Origin of the sequence: Asanoa sp. NPDC050611, from assembly GCF_040654855.1 — a bacterium.
GTDB lineage: Bacteria > Actinomycetota > Actinomycetes > Mycobacteriales > Micromonosporaceae > Asanoa.
In genome coordinates, this window is sequence record NZ_JBFAIU010000039.1 from 14,981 (window position 1) to 34,786 (window position 19,806).

A 19,806-nucleotide genomic window follows, 5' to 3' on the forward strand; every position below is an offset into this window, starting at 1 on the left:
GACCGATCAGGCCGACAGCTCCTTGCGACCCTTGGCCCGGCGGGCGGAGAGGATCGCACGGCCAGCGCGGGTGCGCATGCGCAGCCGGAAGCCGTGGGTCTTGGCGCGCCGGCGGTTGTTCGGCTGGAAGGTGCGCTTGCTCACGTCAGGCTCTCCGTCGTCGGGCGGCCCGAGACAACCGGGCCGGGTCTTGGTTGATGCGCGGCACGCTCGCACCAGCGGTTTGCTCGCGCGGGCGGCCGGCGTGCTCGAGATGCGGGACGCACCTACGCAGCAAGCATCCGCCACCCTACCAGAGGGCGACGGAGCGGCCGCTCTAGCCTACGCACCGCCGCAATGACCGTCAAACACCGGCAAACGGCGCGTCATCGCAGCGTACGGCGGGTACGACGCAGCCGGATCCTGCCCCCTTTTGCGTATACCGAGAAGGCAGTTCTGTGGACAACGGTTGTAGGGGTGTGGACAACGCTGTTAGCGTGCCGGGTTGCTGGTCGGCGATCTGGGGGGCTCACGGCTGCCATACGGGGCAAAACCGGGCGAGGTGGTCAATCGTTCGGCACGGTGAAGCCACACCGCTGTCGAATCGGCTGATTCCGGTTCGTCAGTTCGTATGGGTAAGGGCCACGATCGGCCAGCACACAGGCTGTGGACAACTTGTGGACAGCGATCAGGCCAGCCGCCCGTACGCGGGGGACTGTGCCAGGTGGCAGCGGGTCTGAGCAGGCCCGTCGCGGCCGAGCACATGGAGCGAGGGGGGTGGCAACGGGGTGTCCGAGACGATCGATCTCGCCGGCGTCTGGCTGGCGGCGACCGACGAACTAGCAGACGAGATCGTCTCCGCCCAGCAGCGTGCCTACCTCCGGCTGACCCGGCTCCGCGCGATCGTCGAGGACACCGCTCTGCTCTCCGTGCCGGACGCGTTCACCCGGGACGTGATCGAGTCGCGGCTCCGGCCGGCGATCACCGAGGCGCTGTCCCGCCGGATGGGTCGCGCGATCCAGGTCGCGGTCACCGTCCGCCCACCGGAGGACGGCCAACCCCGCCCGACCGGGTTCCCACCCGGCCCGGCGACGGCCGGCGTGCCGGAGGAGGGTGGCGGGTTCGCCGCCAGCTCCTACCCGCCCCAGCAGCGCAGCACGCCGCCGGACACCAGTGGCCCCGCCGAGTCGCCCAAGCCGCCCGCCGCGGCATCCCCGGCGCCGGTCCCGCCCGCGCCTCGCCAGCCCGGCACGCCGCCGCAGCCCACCGCGCGCCCGGCCACAGCCGGGGCACCGAGCGCCGCGGGAGAGCCCCCGCGCCAGAGCAACAGCACCGCCGCCAAGCCGGCCGAAGCGCTCACCGCGCTCAACGCGCCGACCGCGCTGCACAGCATCATCCAGCCGAAGCCCAACCCGCCGGTCGACCCGACGCCGACCAGCCCGGCCGCGCCGGCCGCACCGGCAGCGGGTGGCGCCGGCCGCGCGGCCACCACCGGAGCCGTCGGCAAGGCCCGCCCACCGGTGCCCGCCGCGAACCCCACGCCCCGCGACGCCGAGCGGGACCGCCAGGACGCGCTGTTCAGCACGCCGTACCCGCCGCCGTCGGCCCCACCCCAGGCCGTGCCCGGCTACTCCAGTGGCGGCACCACCTACGGGACGCCGTACCAACCGCGTGAGGAACAGCGGCCGCCCGCCCAGCCGGACCGGCGCGACAACCGGGGCTTCGACGAGCCGACGACGCAGCCGATGCGGCGCGACGGTGGCGACAGCGGACCGGGCCGTCGCGACGAGCGCCGGGCCGGCGCCGACGGCGGTGGCAACCGGCTCAACCCGAAGTACATGTTCGAGACGTTCGTCATCGGCTCGTCCAACCGGTTCGCGCACGCCGCCTCGGTCGCCGTGGCCGAGTCGCCGGCGAAGGCGTACAACCCGCTGTTCATCTACGGCAGTTCCGGGTTGGGCAAGACGCACCTGCTGCACGCGATCGGTCACTACGCCACGACGCTCGGCAACGCGCGGTCGGTGCGCTACGTCTCGACCGAAGAGTTCACCAACGACTTCATCAACTCGCTGCGCGACGACAAGACCAGTGCGTTCCAGCGGCGCTACCGCGACGTCGACATCCTGCTGATCGACGACATCCAGTTCCTGGAGAACCGCGAGCGTACGCAGGAGGAGTTCTTCCACACCTTCAATACGCTGCACAACGCCAACAAGCAGATCGTCATCACGTCGGACCGGTCGCCGAAGCAGCTGGCCACATTGGAGGATCGGCTGCGCACCCGGTTCGAGTGGGGCCTGCTCGCCGACATCCAGCCGCCGGACCTCGAGACGCGGATCGCGATCCTGCAGAAGAAGGCGGCACAGGAGCGGCTGTACGCGCCACCGGACGTGCTGGAGTTCATCGCGTCCCGGATCGCCAACTCGATCCGCGAGCTCGAGGGCGCGCTGATCCGGGTCACCGCGTTCGCGTCGCTGACGCGCTCGCCGGTCGAGCTCGCGATCGCCGAAGAGGTGCTCCGCGACTTCATCCCGGACGGCTCGGGCCCGGAGATCACGGCCGACCAGATCATGGTGTCGACGGCCGACTACTTCGGCGTCTCGCTCGAAGACCTCCGCGGCCATTCGCGGTCGCGCGTGCTCGTCAACGCCCGCCAGGTGGCGATGTATCTGTGCCGCGAGCTGACCGACCTGTCGCTGCCCCGGATCGGGCAGGCGTTCGGCGGCCGCGACCACACGACGGTGATGCACGCCGACCGGAAGATCCGGCAGCAGATGGCGGAACGGCGCTCGCTCTACAACCAGATCGCCGAGCTGACGAACCGGATCAAGCAGAACACCTGACCTCTCGGCAGGTCTCCTGAGCGCACGCGGTTTTCCACACCTTCAGGCGCTTATCCACAGCCCGACATCGATCCACAGGATGTCGGGCTTTTCCACACCTGGTCCACACCTGTGCCCCCAGCGCCGTCCACATATGGAAAAACCGTCGCTGCCCGCGTTTCCAGTATTGTCCGGATTAGGTTGTTTACTACGATCAGTCTGGATCAGTCTGCATCCCCAGGTTTCTCCCCAGGTAAGGAGCGGTTATCCGCAGAACACACAGGTGACTCGCGTCTATCCACAGTTCCCACACCGAATCCACAGCCGCTGTCCACCGTCGTGGACGGCGTCGTGGTCGTGCCCGTCGATGTCCACACAGGCTGTGGACGAAGGCTGGGGAAAGTGCTGTGGACGTGGGTCCGGTCCTCCACAGCCGGGGACACCATGTGCGGAGCGTGTTGAAGGTTCTGGGGAAAGGCAGAAGATGATCTCCGACCGGGTGTGGAGAAACCGTGGGTAAACCCCGTGGACAACCGGTGGACAACTTGGCGTCGCTGTGTGCGAGCGGTCGGCTGTGGATCGGAAGCCGAGTTACACGCAGCTTCCTCCACACGTTCGACACCGGTGGATAACGTGTCTGACCTGCGAAAACAGCGACGATCCACAGTTCGCACAGGACCGATGAAGACGACTAGATATCTCTTTAGAGAGAAGAAAACCAATCATCACGTCTGGGGATTTGTGCACGCGCTCGTAACCTCATCGAGAAGAGCGGGGTCGGGCGCACGTCACGGCACGCCTCGTCTTAAAGTTCGGTGGGGCACTACGTACCCGAGTCGACCCGGAGGCATCGCATGAAGTTCCGTGTGGAGCGCGACGCGCTCGCCGACGCTGTGGCGTGGACGGCGAAGAGTCTGCCGAGTCGCCCGTCCGTCCCGGTGCTCGCGGGTGTGATGCTGCGTGTCTCCGACGGCAACCTGGAGGTCTCCGGCTTCGACTACGAGGTCTCCAGCCAGGTGACCGTCGAGATCCAGGGTGACGCGGACGGCGCCGCACTGGTCTCCGGCCGGCTGCTCGCCGAGATCACCAAGGCGCTGCCCGGCAAGCCGGTCGACATCGCCGCCGTCGGTGCCCACCTCGAGCTCGTCTGCGGCAGCGCCCGGTTCACCCTGCCGACCATGCCGGTCGAGGACTACCCGAGCCTGCCGGCGATGCCCGCCAGCGCCGGCACGATCGACGCCGCGACGTTCGCCACCGCGGTCGCCCAGGTCGCCATCGCCGCCGGCCGCGACGAGACGCTGCCGATGATGACCGGTGTCCGGGTCGAGCTCTCGGGCGGCAATATCGCCCTCCTCGCCACCGACCGCTACCGGCTGGCCATGCGCGAGCTGGAGTGGCGCCCGGAGGACCCCGAAATCAGCCTCAACGCGCTCGTGCCGGCCCGCACGCTCAACGACACGGCAAAGACCCTGGGCCCGCTCGGCGGGGACGTCACGATGGCGCTCGCACACGGTGGCGCCGGCGAGGGCATGATCGGCTTCTCGGCCGGCACCCGGCGCACCACCAGCCGGCTGCTCGACGGCGCCAACTACCCGCCGGTCCGCTCGCTCTTCCCGGCCAGCCACAACGCCGAGGCCCGCGTCTCGGTGCCGGCGCTGGTCGAGGTCGTCCGCCGCGTCGCCCTGGTCGCCGAGCGCACCACCCCGGTGCTGCTCAGCTTCGGCCCCGACGGCCTGGTCGTCGAGGCGGGCGGCAGCGAGGAGGCGCGGGCGAGCGAGGCGATGGAGGCCACCTTCACCGGCGAGCCGCTGACCATCGGCTTCAACCCGCAGTACCTCATCGACGGGCTGCAGAACCTCCTGGCGCCGACCGCCGTCCTCTCCTTCGTCGACGCCTTCAAGCCCGCCGTGATCTCGCCTGCCGGCGACGACGGCGAGATCGTCCCCGGCTACCGCTACCTGATCATGCCGATCCGGGTAACCCGCTGATCCGCGGGTAGGGCAGGGGCAACAAAGCACGTCAACGGGAGGGGAACCCGCTATGCAGCTGGGGCTCATCGGCCTGGGCCGGATGGGCGGCAACATGCGCGAACGCCTGCGCGCCGCCGGTCACGAGGTCGTCGGATTCGACCACAACCTAGAGATCTCCGACGCCAAGAGTTTGCCTGAGCTGGCCGCCAAGCTCACCGCGCCCCGCGCGGTCTGGGTGATGGTCCCGGCCGGCGTCACGGACAGCACGATCGACGAACTGGCCGGTGTGCTCAGCGCCGGCGACATCATCATCGACGGCGGCAACTCGCGGTTCAGCAGCGACGCCCCGCGCGCGGAACGGCTGCACGCCAAGGGCCTCGGCTACGTCGACGTCGGTGTCTCCGGCGGCGTCTGGGGTCGGGAGTACGGCTACGCGCTGATGGCCGGTGGCGCCGAGGACCACATCAGCCGGCTCATGCCGATCTTCGAGGCGCTCAAGCCCGCCGGGGAGTTCGGCTTCGTGCACGCCGGGCCGGTCGGTGCTGGGCACTACGCCAAGATGGTCCACAACGGCATCGAGTACGGCCTGATGCACGCGTACGCCGAGGGTTATGAACTGCTTGGCGCCTCCGAGCTGGTGACCAACGTGCCCGGCGTGATCAAGTCCTGGCGCGAGGGCACCGTGATCAAGTCGTGGCTGCTCGACCTGCTCGACCGCGCGCTCGAGGAGGACCCGGAGCTCGAGGCGATCAAGGGCTACGCCGACGACACGGGCGAGGGCCGCTGGACCGTCGAGGAGGCGATCCGGCTCGCGGTGCCGATGCACGTCATCGCGGCGTCGCTGTTCGCCCGCTTCGAGTCCCGCGAGGACGACTCGCCGGCGATGAAGGCGGTGGCCGCACTGCGCAACCAGTTCGGTGGGCACCCCGTCAAAAAGAGCTGATCCGTGTACGTCCAGCGGCTCGAGCTGGTCGACTTCCGCTCGTACGAGCGGGTCGCGGTCGACCTGTCCGCTGGGGCGAGCGTCCTGGTCGGCCCCAACGGGGTCGGCAAGACGAACCTGCTCGAAGCGCTCGGCTATGTGGCGACCCTGGACAGTCACCGGGTCGCCACGGACGCTCCGCTGGTCCGCGCCGGCGCCACCGCGGCGGTGATCCGCTGCCTGATCGTCCACGATGGACGTGAGCTGCAGGTCGAGCTGGAGATCGTGCCGGGCAAGGCCAACCGGGCGCGGTTGGGCCGGTCACCGGTCCGGCGCGCCCGGGACGTCCTCGGCGCGTTGCGGATGGTGCTGTTCGCGCCGGAGGACCTGGAACTGGTCCGCGGCGACCCGGCCGAACGCCGCCGCTACCTGGACGATCTGCTGGTGGCGCGCCAGCCCCGCTATGCCGGTGTGCGCGCGGACTACGACCGGGTCGTCAAGCAGCGCAACGCGCTCCTGCGCACGGCCTACCTGGCCCGCAAGACCGGCGGCACCCGCGGCGGCGACCTGTCCACACTGGATGTCTGGGACGCGCACCTGGCCCAGCACGGCGCCGAGCTGCTCGCGGGGCGGCTGGAGCTGGTGACGGCGCTGGCACCGTTCGTGGCCAAGGCTTACGACGCGGTGGCGGCGGGTCGCGGTGCAGCGGGGATCGCCTACCGCGCGTCGATCGAGGTGCCACCGGCGCCGGATCGCGCCGCCCTGTCGGAAGCGTTGCTCGCCGCGTTGGCCGCCGGCCGCCAGTCCGAAGTGGAGCGCGGAGTCACGCTGACGGGCCCGCACCGCGACGACCTGGTGCTGACCCTGGGCGACCTGCCGGCAAAGGGTTACGCGAGCCACGGCGAGTCGTGGTCCTATGCCCTGGCATTGCGACTAGCGGCCTACGACCTGCTGCGGGCGGACGGCATCGAGCCGGTGCTGGCCCTGGACGACGTGTTCGCGGAACTCGACGCGGGCCGCCGCGACCGCCTGGCCGAACTGGTCGGCGGGGCGAGCCAGTTGCTGGTGACGTGCGCAGTGGCCGAGGACGTCCCGTCGGCGTTGCGGGGAGCACGGTTCGAGGTCTTGGAGGGGACGGTGCGCCGTGTCGACTGACGAACCGGGATCCGGCCGCCGGGTTCCCCGGTCACGCCCGGACCGGGGTGCCGCGACCGGGCCGACGGGCCGCGCCCCCGAGGGTGAATCCGGCTCCGCTGCCGGCTCGGGCGCCACGGGGTCGAATGGCCGCGATCGCGGGCTCGACAGCGGCGTTATCTCGGGTTCAGGCCGACCTGGGTCCGACAGCGGCGTTGCCGCGGGTCCAGGCGGTGGCGGGTCCGGCCGAACCGCGTCTGGCGGTGGCGAGTCGGGCCGTGGTGGTCGGGAGGCCGGTCGCGGTGATGCCTCGGGTTCAGGCCGCGGCGGTGCCGCGTCGGGCGGTAGCGGTCGCGCGTCCGGTAGCGGCGTCGCCGCAGGTTCCGGCCCGGGCGCGTCCAGCGGCACCGGGTCTCGCGGAGGCGAGCCCGGCGGTGGCGGCCGCGAGGCCGATGGCGGGGTTGCCGGTGGCTCGGGTTCGGATGGCGGCGGCCAGGGCGAGCTGGCTGGTCCCCAGTTGGCGCGCGCCGCGCTGGACGCGGCGCTGGCCAAGCGCGGCGCGGCCGCGAAACGGCGCCGACCCGCGGTAGGCGGCGACGGCGGCGGCCAACGCCGGCGGATGCGCGGCTACTCGGGCCCAGGTCCGGACCCACGCGACCCACAGCTCTTCGGCGCGGTGCTGGAGCGCCTCATGAAAGCCCGCGGCTGGCAGAAACCGGCCGCGGAGGCGACGGTCTTCGGCGCGTGGGAGAAGGTGGTCGGCCCGGACATCGCCGCCCACTGCCGACCGATCAAGCTCGCGGATGGCGAGCTCACGGTCGAGGCCGAGTCGACGGCCTGGGCCACGCAGCTGCGCCTGCTGGCCGCGAACCTCCTGAAGCGGATCGCCGGCGAGGTGGGCCACAACGTCGTGAAGAAGCTCCACATCCACGGCCCGGCCGCCCCTTCCTGGAACCGCGGCCCGCGCCGCGTCCAGGGCCGCGGCCCTCGCGACACTTACGGCTGACCGGCTGCGGCGAGCACGGCCGGCCGCGTTCATCGGCCACCGGCGCCAGACCGTGGGCCCCGGATCGGGTGTGTGCCGCGGACCCGGTGCGCGCGGGAGCGAGCGGTCCGCACCACCGCGGACGCGCGAAGAAAGGATGTCCTAGTAGTCCGCGTAGACCGCGAACCCGCGGTCCGCGCAGCGGCGGTAGAACCGGGCCAGGACCGCCAGCTCGCTGCGGGCGAAACTCCACTGCGGCGCGTCACCCGACTCGTCGCGCAGCGCGTCGAGCCGCCCGTCCAGCCACCGCAGCTGCTGCTCCGCGAGCCGACCCCCGGCCAGCGCCGTCCGCAGCACCGCGCCGACCGTTTCGAACGTGACCGTTTCGCCGTGTGGTCGGTGGCCCTCGACGAAGCGCTCCAGGCCACCCGCGATCCACGCGCAGCCGTCCGGGTCGATCACCGGGTCCTCGTCTTCCGCCGCGGCCTCTGTGGCGTAGAGCACACCCTCCAGGCCGAGCAGCAGATCGACGAGCTCGGTGTAGGCCGTCGCCCGGACCGTGCCCGTCTTCGCGATGTGGCCGGCGAGCGCCGAGGTGGGCGATGCCACGTCCGGGGCGTCCGCCAGGTCGGCGAAGTCGACGAACTCGGCCGGTGCGACCGGGTCGTAGAAACGACCGGTGCGCGGCCACTGCACGGCGACGTTGTCCAGCCCCATCGGGCCACCCTTTCTCGGGCAGATCAGCAGCCCGAACACCGGCGCAGTCAGGTGCGCGAGCGTATCCCACGGCGGGGTGCTTGCCCCGACCGGATCGCGGGGCAGAAACTACGGCACGGTGCCGGGTTCGCGCGACCCCCGGACGGTCACCTTTGGGGTGGGGATCATGGCCCTGATTTCCGGTTTGTCCGGACCACCGACAACGCGGGCAACAACGGCCACCGAAATCACCTCATGATCAAGAGGGAAAAGGCGTCGGCGTGGGGCTGGCTCGTGCCGGAGGGCCACACGCGTGGGGGGAGTCGTGGCTGGAGGGGTTCGGGCCGCTGTGGCGCTTCTAGCGCCGTTTTCGGGCCGCGCCGGATGGGTGTTCGAGCCTCCCGCCCGGTAAGATTGGAGCCAGACGAAGGACGACGCGCGGACGACCATATCGGGTCCTCCCCGGCCCGAGGCCGCCCGCGTGTCATGTCCAGCCGATCGTGACCGCGGGAAGGCGCGGCGAGCGGTGCGCCCACTCCCCGGTCGCACCGGTCGCTGGTGGCCGTCCCGCCATACCCGCGCCGCGGGCCGAGCGTCTGCCAGACGCCGGAGCGACGCGAGAAAGTGGCCAACAGGTGGCAACGCAGAAAAAGCAGGAGTACGGCGCCGAATCGATCCAGGTGCTCGAGGGGCTCGAGGCTGTCCGCAAGCGCCCTGGCATGTACATCGGGTCGACCGGTGAACGTGGCCTGCATCACCTGGTCTGGGAGGTCGTCGACAACGCGGTCGACGAAGCCCTCGCCGGCTACTGCGACACGATCGACGTCGTGCTGCTCGCCGACGGCGGGGTGCGCGTCGTCGACAACGGTCGTGGCTTCCCCGTCGACCTCCACCCGAAGCTGAAGAAGCCGGGTGTCGAGGTCGCCCTCACCGTCCTGCACGCCGGCGGCAAGTTCGACGGCAAGGCGTACGCCGTCTCCGGCGGTCTGCACGGCGTCGGTGTCTCCGTGGTCAACGCCCTGTCCACCCGGATGGAGGTGGTCATCGACAAGTCCGGGCACGTCTACCGGCAGTCCTACACCAACTCCAAGCCCGGGCCGCTGGAGAAGGGCGAGACCACCAACAAGACCGGCTCCTCGGTCTCGTTCTGGCCGGACCCGAAGATCTTCGAGACCACCGAGTTCGCCTTCGAGACGATCTACCGGCGGCTGCAGGAGTACGCGTTCCTCAACCGCGGCCTGACGATCCACTTCCGGGACGAGCGCCCGACCAGCGAGGAGGAGGGCAAGGCGCGCGAGGTCACCTTCCTTTACAAGGGCGGCATCGCCGACTTCGTCCGGCACCTCAACAACACCAAGTCGCCGATCCACAAGTCCGTGGTCGAGTTCGGCGGCGAGGAGGAGGGCATGGCGGTCGAGATCGCCATGCAGTGGAACGAGTCCTACGGCGAGTCGGTCTACACGTTCGCCAACACGATCAACACCCACGAGGGCGGCACGCACGAGGAGGGCTTCCGGGCGGCGCTGACCGGTGTGGTCAACAAGTACGGCACCGAGAAGAAGATCCTCAAGGGCGACGAGAAGCTCACCGGTGAGGACATCCGCGAGGGCCTCGCGGCGATCGTCTCGGTGAAGCTGGCCAACCCGCAGTTCGAGGGCCAGACCAAGACCAAGCTGGGCAACACCCCGGTCAAGAGCTTCGTGCAGCGCGTCTGCAACGAGTGGCTCGCCGACTGGCTCGAGCGCAACCCCAGCGAGGCCAAGACGATCATCACGAAGGCGACCCAGGCCTCCCGGGCCCGGATCGCCGCGCAGCAGGCCCGCAAGCTGGCCCGCCGCAAGTCGCTGCTGGAGTCCGGCTCGATGCCGGGCAAGCTGGCCGACTGCCAGTCGACGGACCCGCGCGAGTCCGAGGTGTTCATCGTCGAGGGCGACTCCGCCGGCGGCTCGGCCAAGCAGGGCCGGGACCCGCGGGTGCAGGCGATCCTGCCGATCCGCGGCAAGATCCTCAACGTGGAGAAGGCCCGGATCGACCGGGTGCTGAAGAACAACGAGGTCCAGGCGCTGATCACGGCGCTCGGCACCGGCATCCACGACGACTTCGACATCGAGAAGCTGCGCTACCACAAGATCGTGCTGATGGCCGACGCCGACGTCGACGGCCAGCACATCCAGACGCTGCTGCTCACGCTGCTGTTCCGGTTCATGCGGCCGCTGGTCGAGCTCGGCCACGTCTACCTGGCGTCGCCGCCGCTCTACAAGATCAAGTGGAACAAGAAGGGCGACGACGCGCAGTACGCGTACTCCGACCGCGAGCGCGACGGGCTGATCCGGCTCCGCCAGGAGACCAAGCCCAACGCCAAGCCGGACGACATCCAGCGGTTCAAGGGTCTGGGCGAGATGAACTACCCGGAGCTGTGGGAGACCACGATGAACCCGGCGACCCGCACCCTGCGCCAGGTGACGCTCGACGACGCGGCCACCGCGGACGAGCTGTTCAGCGTGCTGATGGGTGAAGACGTCGAGGCCCGTCGCTCGTTCATCCAGCGCAACGCGAAGGATGTGCGGTTCCTCGACATCTGACGCAACGTTCCGGGGGTCGGCATGCGTCTTGCTTGTCGGCCCCGAACGGAAGCGAGCGCTGAAGTTATCCACAGACAGGTCGGTTTCCACAGCCGTTATCCACAGGTCGAAAACGGCATTTAGGGCGAAAAAGGATTAATTGTGACGGATAACCCCGAGGCCTACGAGGGCGGCGAGCCGGATCTCGAGGCCGCGGCAGCCGCGGTCGGGAGCCGCGACCGGGTCGAGCCGGTCGGGCTCGAGGTCGAAATGCAGCGCTCCTACCTCGACTACGCGATGAGCGTGATCGTCGGGCGCGCACTCCCGGACGTCCGCGACGGCCTCAAGCCGGTCCACCGCAAGATCCTTTACGCGATGTACGACTCGGGCTACCGGCCCGACCGCGGCTACGTGAAGTGCTCCCGGGTCGTCGGCGACGTGATGGGTCAGTTCCACCCGCACGGCGACTCCGCGATCTACGACGCGCTGGTCCGGATGGCGCAGACCTGGTCGCTGCGCTACCCGCTGGTCGACGGCAACGGCAACTTCGGCTCGCCCGGCAACGACCCCGCCGCGGCCATGCGGTACACCGAGTGCAAGCTCGACCCGCTGGCCATGGAGATGCTCCGGGACATCGACGAGGACACCGTCGAGTTCCAGGACAACTACGACGGCCGGGCCAAGGAGCCGGTGATCCTGCCCTCGCGGATCCCGAACCTGCTGGTCAACGGCGCCGAGGGCATCGCGGTCGGCATGGCCACCAAGATCCCGCCGCACAACCTGCGCGAGATCGCCGAGGCGGTCAAGTGGTGCCTCGACAACCCGGAGGCCGACGAGCCGACCACGCTCGAGGCGCTGCTCGGCATCGTCAAGGGCCCGGACTTCCCGACGTACGGCCTGATCGTCGGCACCCAGGCGATCCAGGACGCGTACCGCACCGGCCGCGGCTCCATCCGCATGCGCGCCGTGGTCGAGGTCGAGGAGGACAAGAAGGGCCGCGCCTGCCTCGTCGTCAGCGAGCTGCCCTACCAGGTCAACCCCGACAACCTGGCCGAGCGCATCGCGGAGCTGATCCGCGAGGGCAAGATCGCCGGCATCGCCGACATCCGCGACGAGTCGTCCGGCCGGACGGGCATGCGGATCGTGATCGTGCTGCGGCGCGACGCGGTCGCCAAGGTCGTGCTGAACAACCTTTACAAGCACACCCAGCTCCAGGAGACCTTCGGCGCCAACATGCTGGCGCTGGTCGACGGCGTGCCCCGCACGCTCAACCTGGCGCAGTTCATCCGCTACTACGTCGAGCACCAGATCGACGTCATCCAGCGGCGCACCCGCTACCGCCTGCGCAAGGCCGAGGAGCGCGCACACATCCTGCGCGGTCTGGTCAAGGCGCTGGACGCGCTCGACGAGGTGATCGCCCTGATCCGGCGCTCGCCGACCGTCGAGGACGCCCGCGGCGGCCTGATGCAGCTCCTGGAGATCGACGAGATCCAGGCGACCGCGATCCTGGACATGCAGCTCCGCCGCCTCGCGGCCCTGGAGCGGCAGAAGATCATCGACGAGTTGGCGAAGATCGAGATCGACATCGCCGACCTGCGCGACATCCTGGCCAAGCCCGAGCGGCAGCGGAAGATCATCTCCGACGAGCTCAGCGAGATCGTGGCCAAGTGGGGCGACGACCGCCGCACGAAGATCATCCCGTTCGACGGCGAGGTCTCCATGGAGGACCTCATCGCGCGGGAGGACGTGGTCGTCACGATCACGCGCACCGGGTACGCGAAGCGTACGAAGGTGGATCTCTACCGCTCCCAGCGCCGGGGCGGCAAGGGTGTCAGCGGCGCGGGCCTGCGGCAGGACGACATCGTCAGCCACTTCTTCGTGTGCTCCACACACGACTGGATCCTGTTCTTCACGAACAAGGGCCGGGTCTACCGCGCCAAGGCGTACGAGCTGCCGGAGGCGAACCGCACCGCCCGTGGCCAGCACGTGGCCAACCTGCTGGCGTTCCAGCCGGACGAGCACATCGCACAGGTGATCGAGATCGCCAACTACGGTGTGGCGCCCTACCTCGTGCTCGCCACCCGCAACGGCCTAGTCAAGAAGACCAAGCTGGACGAGTTCGACTCCAACCGGTCGGGCGGCATCATCGCGATCAACCTGCGCGACGAGGACGAGCTGGTCGGCGCCGCGCTCGCCGGCCCCGACGACGACCTGCTGCTGGTCTCCAAGATGGCGCAGGCGATCCGGTTCAACGCCACCGACGAGGCGCTGCGCCCGATGGGCCGGGCCACGTCGGGCGTGATCGGCATGCGGTTCACCGGCGCCGACGAGCTGCTGTCCATGGAGGTCGTCCGCGAGGGCATGGAGGATCTGGACGTCCTCGTGGCCACCAACGGCGGCTACGCCAAGCGCACGCCGATCGGCGAGTACCCGGTCCAGGGGCGCGGCGGGAAGGGTGTGCTGACCGCTAAGCTCACCGAGCGTCGGGGCGGGCTCGTAGGGGCAGTGGTGATCAGTCCCGACGATGAGCTGTTTGCTATAACGAGCAATGGTGGTGTTATCCGGACTCCGGTGAAGCCTGTACGCCGAACGCGCGATCGGAACACAATGGGGGTCAAGCTCATGGACCTTCCGGACGGCGTAACCATCGTGGCCATCGCTCGCAATGCCGACGAGCCCGACGAACAGGACTAGTTGATGACGGAGACACAGGCGAAGTCGGGGGCTGCGGGGGCCTCGACCACCCCGGACGCGAACGACGCCGCTTCCGGCGGCGCTTCCGCGGCCGGCCGCGCGGCGGTAGGCCGGGCGGTAGTCCCCGCCGACGCACCGTCGCCCAAGTTCACGCGGGCACCTGGCATGCCGCCGCCGCCGGACAAGCCGGGTGAGAGCGACAACAAGTCGTCCGAGGAGCGTTCCGACTCGCCCGGCGCCGGCTCGGCTCCGGGCGGCAAGTCGCCCGTCTCCGTGGGTGCCTCGCTCGGTGGCCTGTCCACGCCCGCGAGCGGCCCGTCCGGCACGCCGCCGACGATCACGCGTCCGGGCGCGGCGCGTCCGACCGAGGGCCGTCCGGCCGCCGCGACGGCGCCGGGTGCGGCGACCGCGGCTGGTGGCGCGGCCGGCTCCGCGTCCGCGGTGGGTGCGGCCCGGGTGACCGAGGCCGTCCGCACGGCGCGCACAACGGTCTCGGGCGGCGCCCGCGGCCCGCGGCGCGCCCGCCTCAACGTCAAGCGGATCGACCCGTGGTCCGTGTTCAAGTTCTCGTTCGCCGTGTCGCTGGTCCTCTTCATCGTGGTCATCGTGGCGACGGCGGTGCTCTACCTCGCGCTCGACGCGATGGGCGTCTTCGAGAAGGTCAACACCAGCCTGGGTGACCTGATCAGCGCCAGCGGCGGCAGCGAGGGCAGCACGTTCAAGATCACGGCCAAGGGCGTGATCGGCACGTCGGCCCTGATCGGCGTCGTCAACGTCGTGCTGTTCACGGCGCTGGCCACGCTGGGCGCCTTCATCTACAACGTCTGCGCCGACCTGGTCGGCGGCGTCGAGCTGACCCTCGCCGAACGCGACTGACCCTCTTCGTAGTGATACCGGTGTGGCGCCCTGCGCCATGCCGGTATCCAAGTTGGGGGAAGGGGAGCGGGTACGGTAACCTTGCCCGGTCGCACGGGGCTATAGCTCAGTCGGTTAGAGCGCAGAGCTGATAACTCTGAGGTCGCTGGTTCGATTCCAGCTAGCCCCACTTCAGACGGTCCGAGAGCGTGAGGGGCTAACCCCAAATGTTGAAGAAGCTCCTGATCATCGTCGGAGTCGTGGGCGTCGCCGCCCTCGTGGCCAAGAAGGTCAAGGAGTCCAGCGACGAGCGGGCTCTGTGGCACGAGGCGACCACCGCACCCGACCTCCGATAACATCCGACACCGGCGGCTCCACCCGCCGTCGGGGCCGTAGCTCAACTGGCAGAGCACTGCCTTTGCAAGGCAGGGGTTAGGGGTTCAAGTCCCCTCGGCTCCACCAGCACTCCCGCCTGGAAAATCGGCGTCACGGCTGAGCTTCTCCGATCCGCGGATGTCCGCCAACGCTTCCTCGAACGTTCTGGTCACCGTGTCGAACGCGGCGTCGCCCAGCACCAAGCGGTGTGGCGGCGGGTCCTGGGACATCGCCGCCAGCACCGCACGGGCGCCCCGGTCCGGATCGCCGGGTTGCTGGCCGTCCTGCGCGACCATCGACGTGCGGATCCCGTTCAGCAGTGGGCGGTAGTCGGCGATCGTCTCCTCGACCGGCTCGTCGCCGAAGCCGGCGTAGGCGCTCGTGCGGAACGCGCCCGGCTCGACCGCCAGCACCTTGATGCCGAGCGGCGCCACCTCCGCGCGGAGCACCTCGGTGACCGCCTCGAGCGCGTGCTTGGCCGCGGAGTAGTAGCCGAACCCCGTCACCCCACGCAGCCCCGCCACCGACGACATGTTGACGATCCAGCCGCGGCGCCGGGCGCGCATGCCCGGCAGGACCGCCCGCAGCACGGTGAGCACGGCGAAGAAGTTCAGGTCGAACTGCCGCCGCACGGCGTCGTCGGACGAGCCTTCGACCGAGCCGTACCAGCCGCGGCCCGCGTTGTTGACCAGCACGTCGATGCCGCCGAAGCGCTCCTGCGCCGCCCGCACCGCCGCGTCGACCTGCCCGGCGTCCGTGACGTCCAGCGGCAGCACCAGGGCCCGGCCGGCCTGCGCCCGCTCCCAGTCCCGCAGCAACTCGACCCGGCGGGCCGTCAACACCACGCGGTCGCCGGCGTCCAGCGCCGCCGAGGCGTACGCCATGCCGAAGCCGCCCGGTGTGCCGCCCGTGACGAACCAGGTCCTCACGGCTCGATCACCAGCTCACACACGAGCGCGCCGCGCAGCGTGAAGCGGTAGCGCAGGTCCACCACCCCACCGGGGAAGTCACCCTCGATCCGCTGCCGCACCTCGTAGCGCGCGGCATCGAGCCTGGTCGCCCCGGTCAACGTGGCTGTCCACGTGAACTCACCGGCCACCCGGGCCAGCCAGCCCCGGATCTCGTCCGTACCCCGGTAGGTGTGTCCGTCGTCACGCACGACGGCGTCGGAGGTGAAGAACCTGGCGTCGGCTCCGGCGAGATAGCCCGTGATCACGGCCGGCAGCATGTCGTTGGCACTCATGTCCCCAACCGTGGCGTCTCCCCCGGGGAGAGGGTCCAGACTGGGCCGGTGCGCCCGGGATTGACCATCGGTGAGTTCGCCGCGCTGACCCACCTCAGCGTGCGGACGCTGCGCCGCTACCACGAGGCCGGCCTGCTCGAACCGGCCCACGTCGACCGGTTCACCGGCTACCGCTTCTACACGGCCGAGCAGATCCCGCCCGCGCAGGTCATCCACCGGCTCCGCGAGCTGGACGTGCCGCTGGCGGAGGTCAAGTCGATCCTCGCCACCGATGACCCGGGCCGGCGCACCGAGCTGATCGCGCGGCATCTGCAGCGCTTGGAGGCGGAGCTGGACCGCACGCGGGCCGCGGTCGTCTCGCTGCGCCAACTGCTCCAGCCCGACGCGGCGGAGCTGCTGGTCGAGCTTCGTTCGGTCCCGGCCCGCACGGTCGCCGCGATCAGCGACCGGGTGACACAGGCGGACGTCATCACCTGGTACGCGGCGGCGATGGCCGAACTGGACGCGGCCTTCCCGACCCGCACGGGCCCACCGGGCGGCCGCTATGCCAACGAGCTGTTCACCGAGGGCGCCGGCGCGGTGTCGGTGTGGCACCCGGTCGCCGATCCGCGGGCGCAGGGCCGGATCGAGGCGCTCGAGCTGCCGCCGGTCGACCTGGCCGTCGCGGTCCACCACGGGCCGCACGACGACATCGACGTCACCTACGGCCGCCTCGGCACCTGGGTGGTCGACCACGCGCTGGCCGTCGACGGCCCGATCTACGAGACGTACCTGGTCGGCCCGCGCGACACCGACGAGCCCGCCCGCTGGCGCACGGAGATCGGCTGGCCGGTCTTCCGCCTCACCTCGGGCGCAGCGGCAGGGCCACGTCGACGACCAGCCCGCCGCCCGGGCGAGGGTGCGCGGTGACCTCGCCGCCGTGTGCGCGCGCGACCGAGCGGACGATCGACAGGCCCAGGCCGGTCCCGCGCGCTGAACCCACCCGGTCCGTCAGGCGCCGGAAGGGTTCGAAGAGGCCCGGCACCTCGTACGCCGGAATCAATGGTCCGGTGTTGGTCACCGTGAGGACAGCCCGGTCCGACGACGCGCGAGTGGTCACGGTGACCTCCCCGCCGGGGCTGACGTTGTGCCGGATCGCGTTCTCCACCAGGTTCTGCGCCAGCCGTTCCAACAGCACCGGGTCGCCGGCGGTCGGTGCCGGCGCGCCGCCGCGGTCGAACGACAGCCCGACACCGCGAGCCTCCCCGGCGAACTGCTCGTGCACCCGCGCCGCCACCTCGGCCAGGTCGACCGGCACCGGGTCCGCCACCGCCTGCTCCGAGCGCGCCAGCGTCAGCAGGCCGTCGATCAGCCGCTCGTGCCGCGCGTTGACCTCGAGCAGCGTCTCGCCGAGCCGCAGCAGTTCCGGCGGCGCGCCCGGCCGGCCCATGGCCACCTCCAGGACGGTCCGGTTCACGGCCAGCGGTGTACGCAGCTCGTGCGACGCGTTGGCGACGAACCGCCGCTGGCCGTCGAACGACGCGTCCAGCCGGGCCAGCATGTCGTCGAACGTGTCGGCCAGCTCGCGCAGCTCGTCGCGCGGCCCGGACAGGCCGATCCGCTCGTGCAGGTTGCGGTCCGCGACGCGCCGGGCGGTCGCCGTGATCTGCGTGAGCGGGCGCAGCGTGCGGCCGGCCATCAGCCAGCCGAGCCACAGCCCGACCACCGTGACGATCCCGACCGCGATGCTGCCGCGGGTCAGCAGCGAGTTGAGCGTCCGCTGGTTGAGGTCGTCCTGGAGCCGCTCGGCCAGCTCCACGCTGCGCTTGATCTGCTCCCGCTGTGCCGACGTCAGCGGCCGGGCGTTGACGGCCTTGTTGATCACTTCCTTGTCGATCGCGAGACCGGCGAGGACCTCCTTGGCCGAGGCCGGCAACTGCGTGCCGGTCTTTCCGTCGAAGACCACCGAGGCGCTGATCTTCTGGCGGTCCAGGGTGGCGTCCATCATCACGTACGTCACCGCGAGCAGGGCCACGCCGCCGATCAGGAACACCAGGCCGTACGTCATGGTCAGCTTGGCGCGCACGGTCAACCGTCTCATCGGATCTGGTACCCCACTCCCGGCACGGTCAGCACCACCTGCGGCTCGCCCAGCTTCCGCCGCAGCGTCATGACGGTCACCCGCAGCACGTTGGTGAACGGGTCGATGTGCTCGTCCCACGCCCGCTCCAGCAGCTGCTCGGCGCTGACCACCGCACCGTCGGCGCGCAGCAGCTCCTCCAGCACCGCGAACTCCTTGCGGGACAGGGCCAGCGGCCGGCCGTCGCGGGTGACCGACCGGCGGCCGGGGTCGAGCGCCAGGCCGGCCCGGGTCAGCAGCGGCGGCGCCGCCGGTCGGGCGCGCCGGCCGAGCGCCCGCACCCGGGCCACCAGCTCGGCGAACGCGAACGGCTTCGGCAGGTAGTCGTCGGCGCCCAGGCCCAGGCCGGCCACCCGGTCCGCGACGTCGACCGCGGCGGTCAGCATCAGCACCCGGGTGTCCGCGCCGGAGGCGACCACGGCCCGGCAGACGTCGTCGCCGTGCACGATCGGCAGGTCGCGGTCGAGCACCAGCACGTCGTAGTCGTTGACACCGAGCCGTTCCAGCGCCGCGTCCCCGTCGTACACGACGTCGACCGCGAGCGCCTCGCGGCGCAGCCCCTCGCCGACCGCGTCGGCCAGCAACCGCTCGTCCTCCACCACCAGCACGCGCACCCCGCCATGGTCGCCGACCAGCGGATAAAGCCGCCATAAGCGTTCGGCCCCGCTTGATGCCGGCCTTATCCGCCGGCCGGTGAACTGCTCCCGGAATCCGATTAGGGAGGAGACAACGATGAGACTGTCGCTGGTCGTACCGCTGCTGATGCTCGGTCTTGGTCTGGCCGCCTGTGACAGCGCCGGCGCGACGCCCGGGGTGGCCACCGCCGGCGGCGGCACGCCGGCCCCGAGCGCGAGCGCGGCCGCCGACGACGGCGAGCAGGGCCGGGCGTTCGCGGCCTGCATGCGCGAGCACGGCGTCGACATGCCCGACCCGCAACCGGGTGGCGGCGGGCTCGGGGTGCAGCTGGACAAGGTCGACAAGACCAAGGTGCTCGGCGCGGTGGACGCCTGCCGGGACCTGATGCCGGGCGGCGGCAAGGACGTGAAGCTCAACCCGGACCAGATCGAGACGCAGCGGGCGCTGGCCGAGTGCATGCGGGCCAACGGGGTGCCGGACTTCCCGGACCCGGATCCGGACGGCGGCGCGGCGGTCCGCGAGTACATCCTCGACAAGCACGACGACGACGTGCTCGCCGCGCTGGAGAAGTGCCGCGACGTCGTGCCCATGCCCAGCGGCAAGCCGGGGGTGCGCAAGTGAGGCGGGTCCTCCTCGCGGCGGGCATCGCGGTGGTCGCGGCCGGTGCCGCGGTCACCGCGGCGGTCGGCTTCGGCGGCGGCGACGGGGGTACGGCGCACGCCGGCGACCAGCCGGCCAAGACCGCCTCGGTGACCCGGCAGACGCTGGTCGCCACCGACGAGGTCGACGGCCGGCTCGGCTACGGCGACCCGGTC

Annotated in this window: 17 protein-coding genes, 2 tRNA genes and 1 pseudogene; 14 read left to right on the forward strand and 6 right to left on the reverse strand. The window is 70.6% G+C overall.

The features are described from left to right. Positions 1-6: 6 nt before the first annotated feature. Positions 7-144, reverse strand: coding sequence for a 50S ribosomal protein L34 (gene rpmH, locus AB0H87_RS09065; protein WP_203702036.1), 138 nt, complete (start codon positions 142-144; stop codon positions 7-9). A gap of 623 nt (positions 145-767) precedes the next feature. On the opposite strand from rpmH, the gene dnaA reads away from it, so the two are divergent. From dnaA to AB0H87_RS09090, 5 genes are all read left to right on the forward strand, one after another. Next, complete coding sequence (gene dnaA / locus AB0H87_RS09070) at positions 768-2,822, forward strand: chromosomal replication initiator protein DnaA (RefSeq protein ID WP_360141921.1); 2,055 nt, start codon at positions 768-770, stop codon at positions 2,820-2,822. An 833-nt stretch (positions 2,823-3,655) separates the two neighbouring features. After that, positions 3,656-4,789, forward strand: a complete 1,134-nt coding sequence (gene dnaN, locus AB0H87_RS09075; protein WP_360141923.1) for a DNA polymerase III subunit beta — start codon at positions 3,656-3,658, stop codon at positions 4,787-4,789. 52 nt (positions 4,790-4,841) lie between these two features. Next, on the forward strand, positions 4,842-5,714 hold the full coding sequence (gene gnd / locus AB0H87_RS09080; RefSeq protein WP_360141925.1) for a phosphogluconate dehydrogenase (NAD(+)-dependent, decarboxylating): 873 nt from the start codon (positions 4,842-4,844) through the stop codon (positions 5,712-5,714). 3 nt (positions 5,715-5,717) lie between these two features. Then, a complete protein-coding gene (gene recF, locus AB0H87_RS09085) occupies positions 5,718-6,848 on the forward strand; it encodes a DNA replication/repair protein RecF (RefSeq protein WP_360141927.1) in 1,131 nt (376 codons plus the stop codon). 481 nt (positions 6,849-7,329) lie between these two features. Then, positions 7,330-7,833, forward strand: coding sequence for a DciA family protein (locus AB0H87_RS09090; protein WP_360141957.1), 504 nt, complete (start codon positions 7,330-7,332; stop codon positions 7,831-7,833). Between the two features lie 141 nt (positions 7,834-7,974). On the opposite strand, the gene AB0H87_RS09095 is transcribed toward AB0H87_RS09090, so the two are convergent. Then, the gene (locus AB0H87_RS09095; RefSeq protein ID WP_360141929.1) at positions 7,975-8,529 is read right to left on the reverse strand and encodes a hypothetical protein; all 555 of its coding nucleotides are present in this window, start codon (positions 8,527-8,529) and stop codon (positions 7,975-7,977) included. 614 nt (positions 8,530-9,143) lie between these two features. Between AB0H87_RS09095 and gyrB the strand changes: the two genes are divergently transcribed. The 6 genes from gyrB (at position 9,144) to AB0H87_RS09125 (ending at position 15,080) form a co-directional block, all read left to right on the forward strand. Further along, a complete protein-coding gene (gene gyrB, locus AB0H87_RS09100) occupies positions 9,144-11,090 on the forward strand; it encodes a DNA topoisomerase (ATP-hydrolyzing) subunit B (protein WP_360141931.1) in 1,947 nt (648 codons plus the stop codon). Between the two features lie 141 nt (positions 11,091-11,231). Next, on the forward strand, positions 11,232-13,763 hold the full coding sequence (gyrA, locus tag AB0H87_RS09105) for a DNA gyrase subunit A (protein ID WP_360141933.1): 2,532 nt from the start codon (positions 11,232-11,234) through the stop codon (positions 13,761-13,763). Positions 13,764-13,766: 3 nt separating this feature from the next. After that, entirely contained in the window at positions 13,767-14,639 is an 873-nt protein-coding gene (locus AB0H87_RS09110) for a DUF3566 domain-containing protein (protein ID WP_360141935.1), read from the forward strand. A 95-nt stretch (positions 14,640-14,734) separates the two neighbouring features. Beyond that, positions 14,735-14,808 (forward strand) — tRNA-Ile (locus AB0H87_RS09115). A gap of 37 nt (positions 14,809-14,845) precedes the next feature. Then, entirely contained in the window at positions 14,846-14,974 is a 129-nt protein-coding gene (locus AB0H87_RS09120) for a DLW-39 family protein (RefSeq protein ID WP_278080137.1), read from the forward strand. Between the two features lie 30 nt (positions 14,975-15,004). Further along, a tRNA-Ala gene (locus tag AB0H87_RS09125) sits at positions 15,005-15,080 on the forward strand. Here the strand turns inward: AB0H87_RS09125 and AB0H87_RS09130 are convergent. Beyond that, positions 15,059-15,922, reverse strand: a complete 864-nt coding sequence (locus AB0H87_RS09130; RefSeq protein WP_360141937.1) for an oxidoreductase — start codon at positions 15,920-15,922, stop codon at positions 15,059-15,061. The two genes, AB0H87_RS09125 and AB0H87_RS09130, sit on opposite strands and share 22 nt — an antisense overlap. After that, the gene (locus tag AB0H87_RS09135) at positions 15,919-16,236 is read right to left on the reverse strand and encodes a nuclear transport factor 2 family protein (protein WP_360141939.1); all 318 of its coding nucleotides are present in this window, start codon (positions 16,234-16,236) and stop codon (positions 15,919-15,921) included. Before AB0H87_RS09135 ends, AB0H87_RS09130 begins: the two co-directional genes overlap by 4 nt. 48 nt (positions 16,237-16,284) lie before the next feature. On the opposite strand from AB0H87_RS09135, the gene AB0H87_RS09140 reads away from it, so the two are divergent. Further along, on the forward strand, positions 16,285-17,145 hold the full coding sequence (locus AB0H87_RS09140) for a MerR family transcriptional regulator (protein WP_360141941.1): 861 nt from the start codon (positions 16,285-16,287) through the stop codon (positions 17,143-17,145). Here the strand turns inward: AB0H87_RS09140 and AB0H87_RS09145 are convergent. Both AB0H87_RS09145 and AB0H87_RS09150 read right to left on the reverse strand, forming a co-directional pair. Continuing rightward, positions 17,078-18,316 carry a HAMP domain-containing sensor histidine kinase gene (locus AB0H87_RS09145; protein WP_360141943.1) on the reverse strand — a complete coding sequence of 413 codons (1,239 nt, stop codon included), beginning with the start codon at positions 18,314-18,316 and terminating at the stop codon, positions 17,078-17,080. The two genes, AB0H87_RS09140 and AB0H87_RS09145, sit on opposite strands and share 68 nt — an antisense overlap. Then, positions 18,313-18,969 carry a response regulator transcription factor gene (locus AB0H87_RS09150; RefSeq protein ID WP_360141945.1) on the reverse strand — a complete coding sequence of 219 codons (657 nt, stop codon included), beginning with the start codon at positions 18,967-18,969 and terminating at the stop codon, positions 18,313-18,315. The genes AB0H87_RS09145 and AB0H87_RS09150 overlap by 4 nt, the downstream gene beginning before the upstream one ends. Positions 18,970-19,087: 118 nt before the next feature. Between AB0H87_RS09150 and AB0H87_RS09155 the strand changes: the two genes are divergently transcribed. Together AB0H87_RS09155 and AB0H87_RS09160 are read left to right on the forward strand one after the other, a co-directional pair. Beyond that, positions 19,088-19,612 (forward strand): hypothetical protein, encoded by a 525-nt coding sequence (locus AB0H87_RS09155; RefSeq protein WP_360141947.1) that lies wholly within the window; start codon positions 19,088-19,090, stop codon positions 19,610-19,612. Then, positions 19,609-19,806: pseudogene (locus AB0H87_RS09160) on the forward strand (efflux RND transporter periplasmic adaptor subunit); the annotation flags it as partial. The gene AB0H87_RS09155 and the pseudogene AB0H87_RS09160, both read left to right, overlap by 4 nt.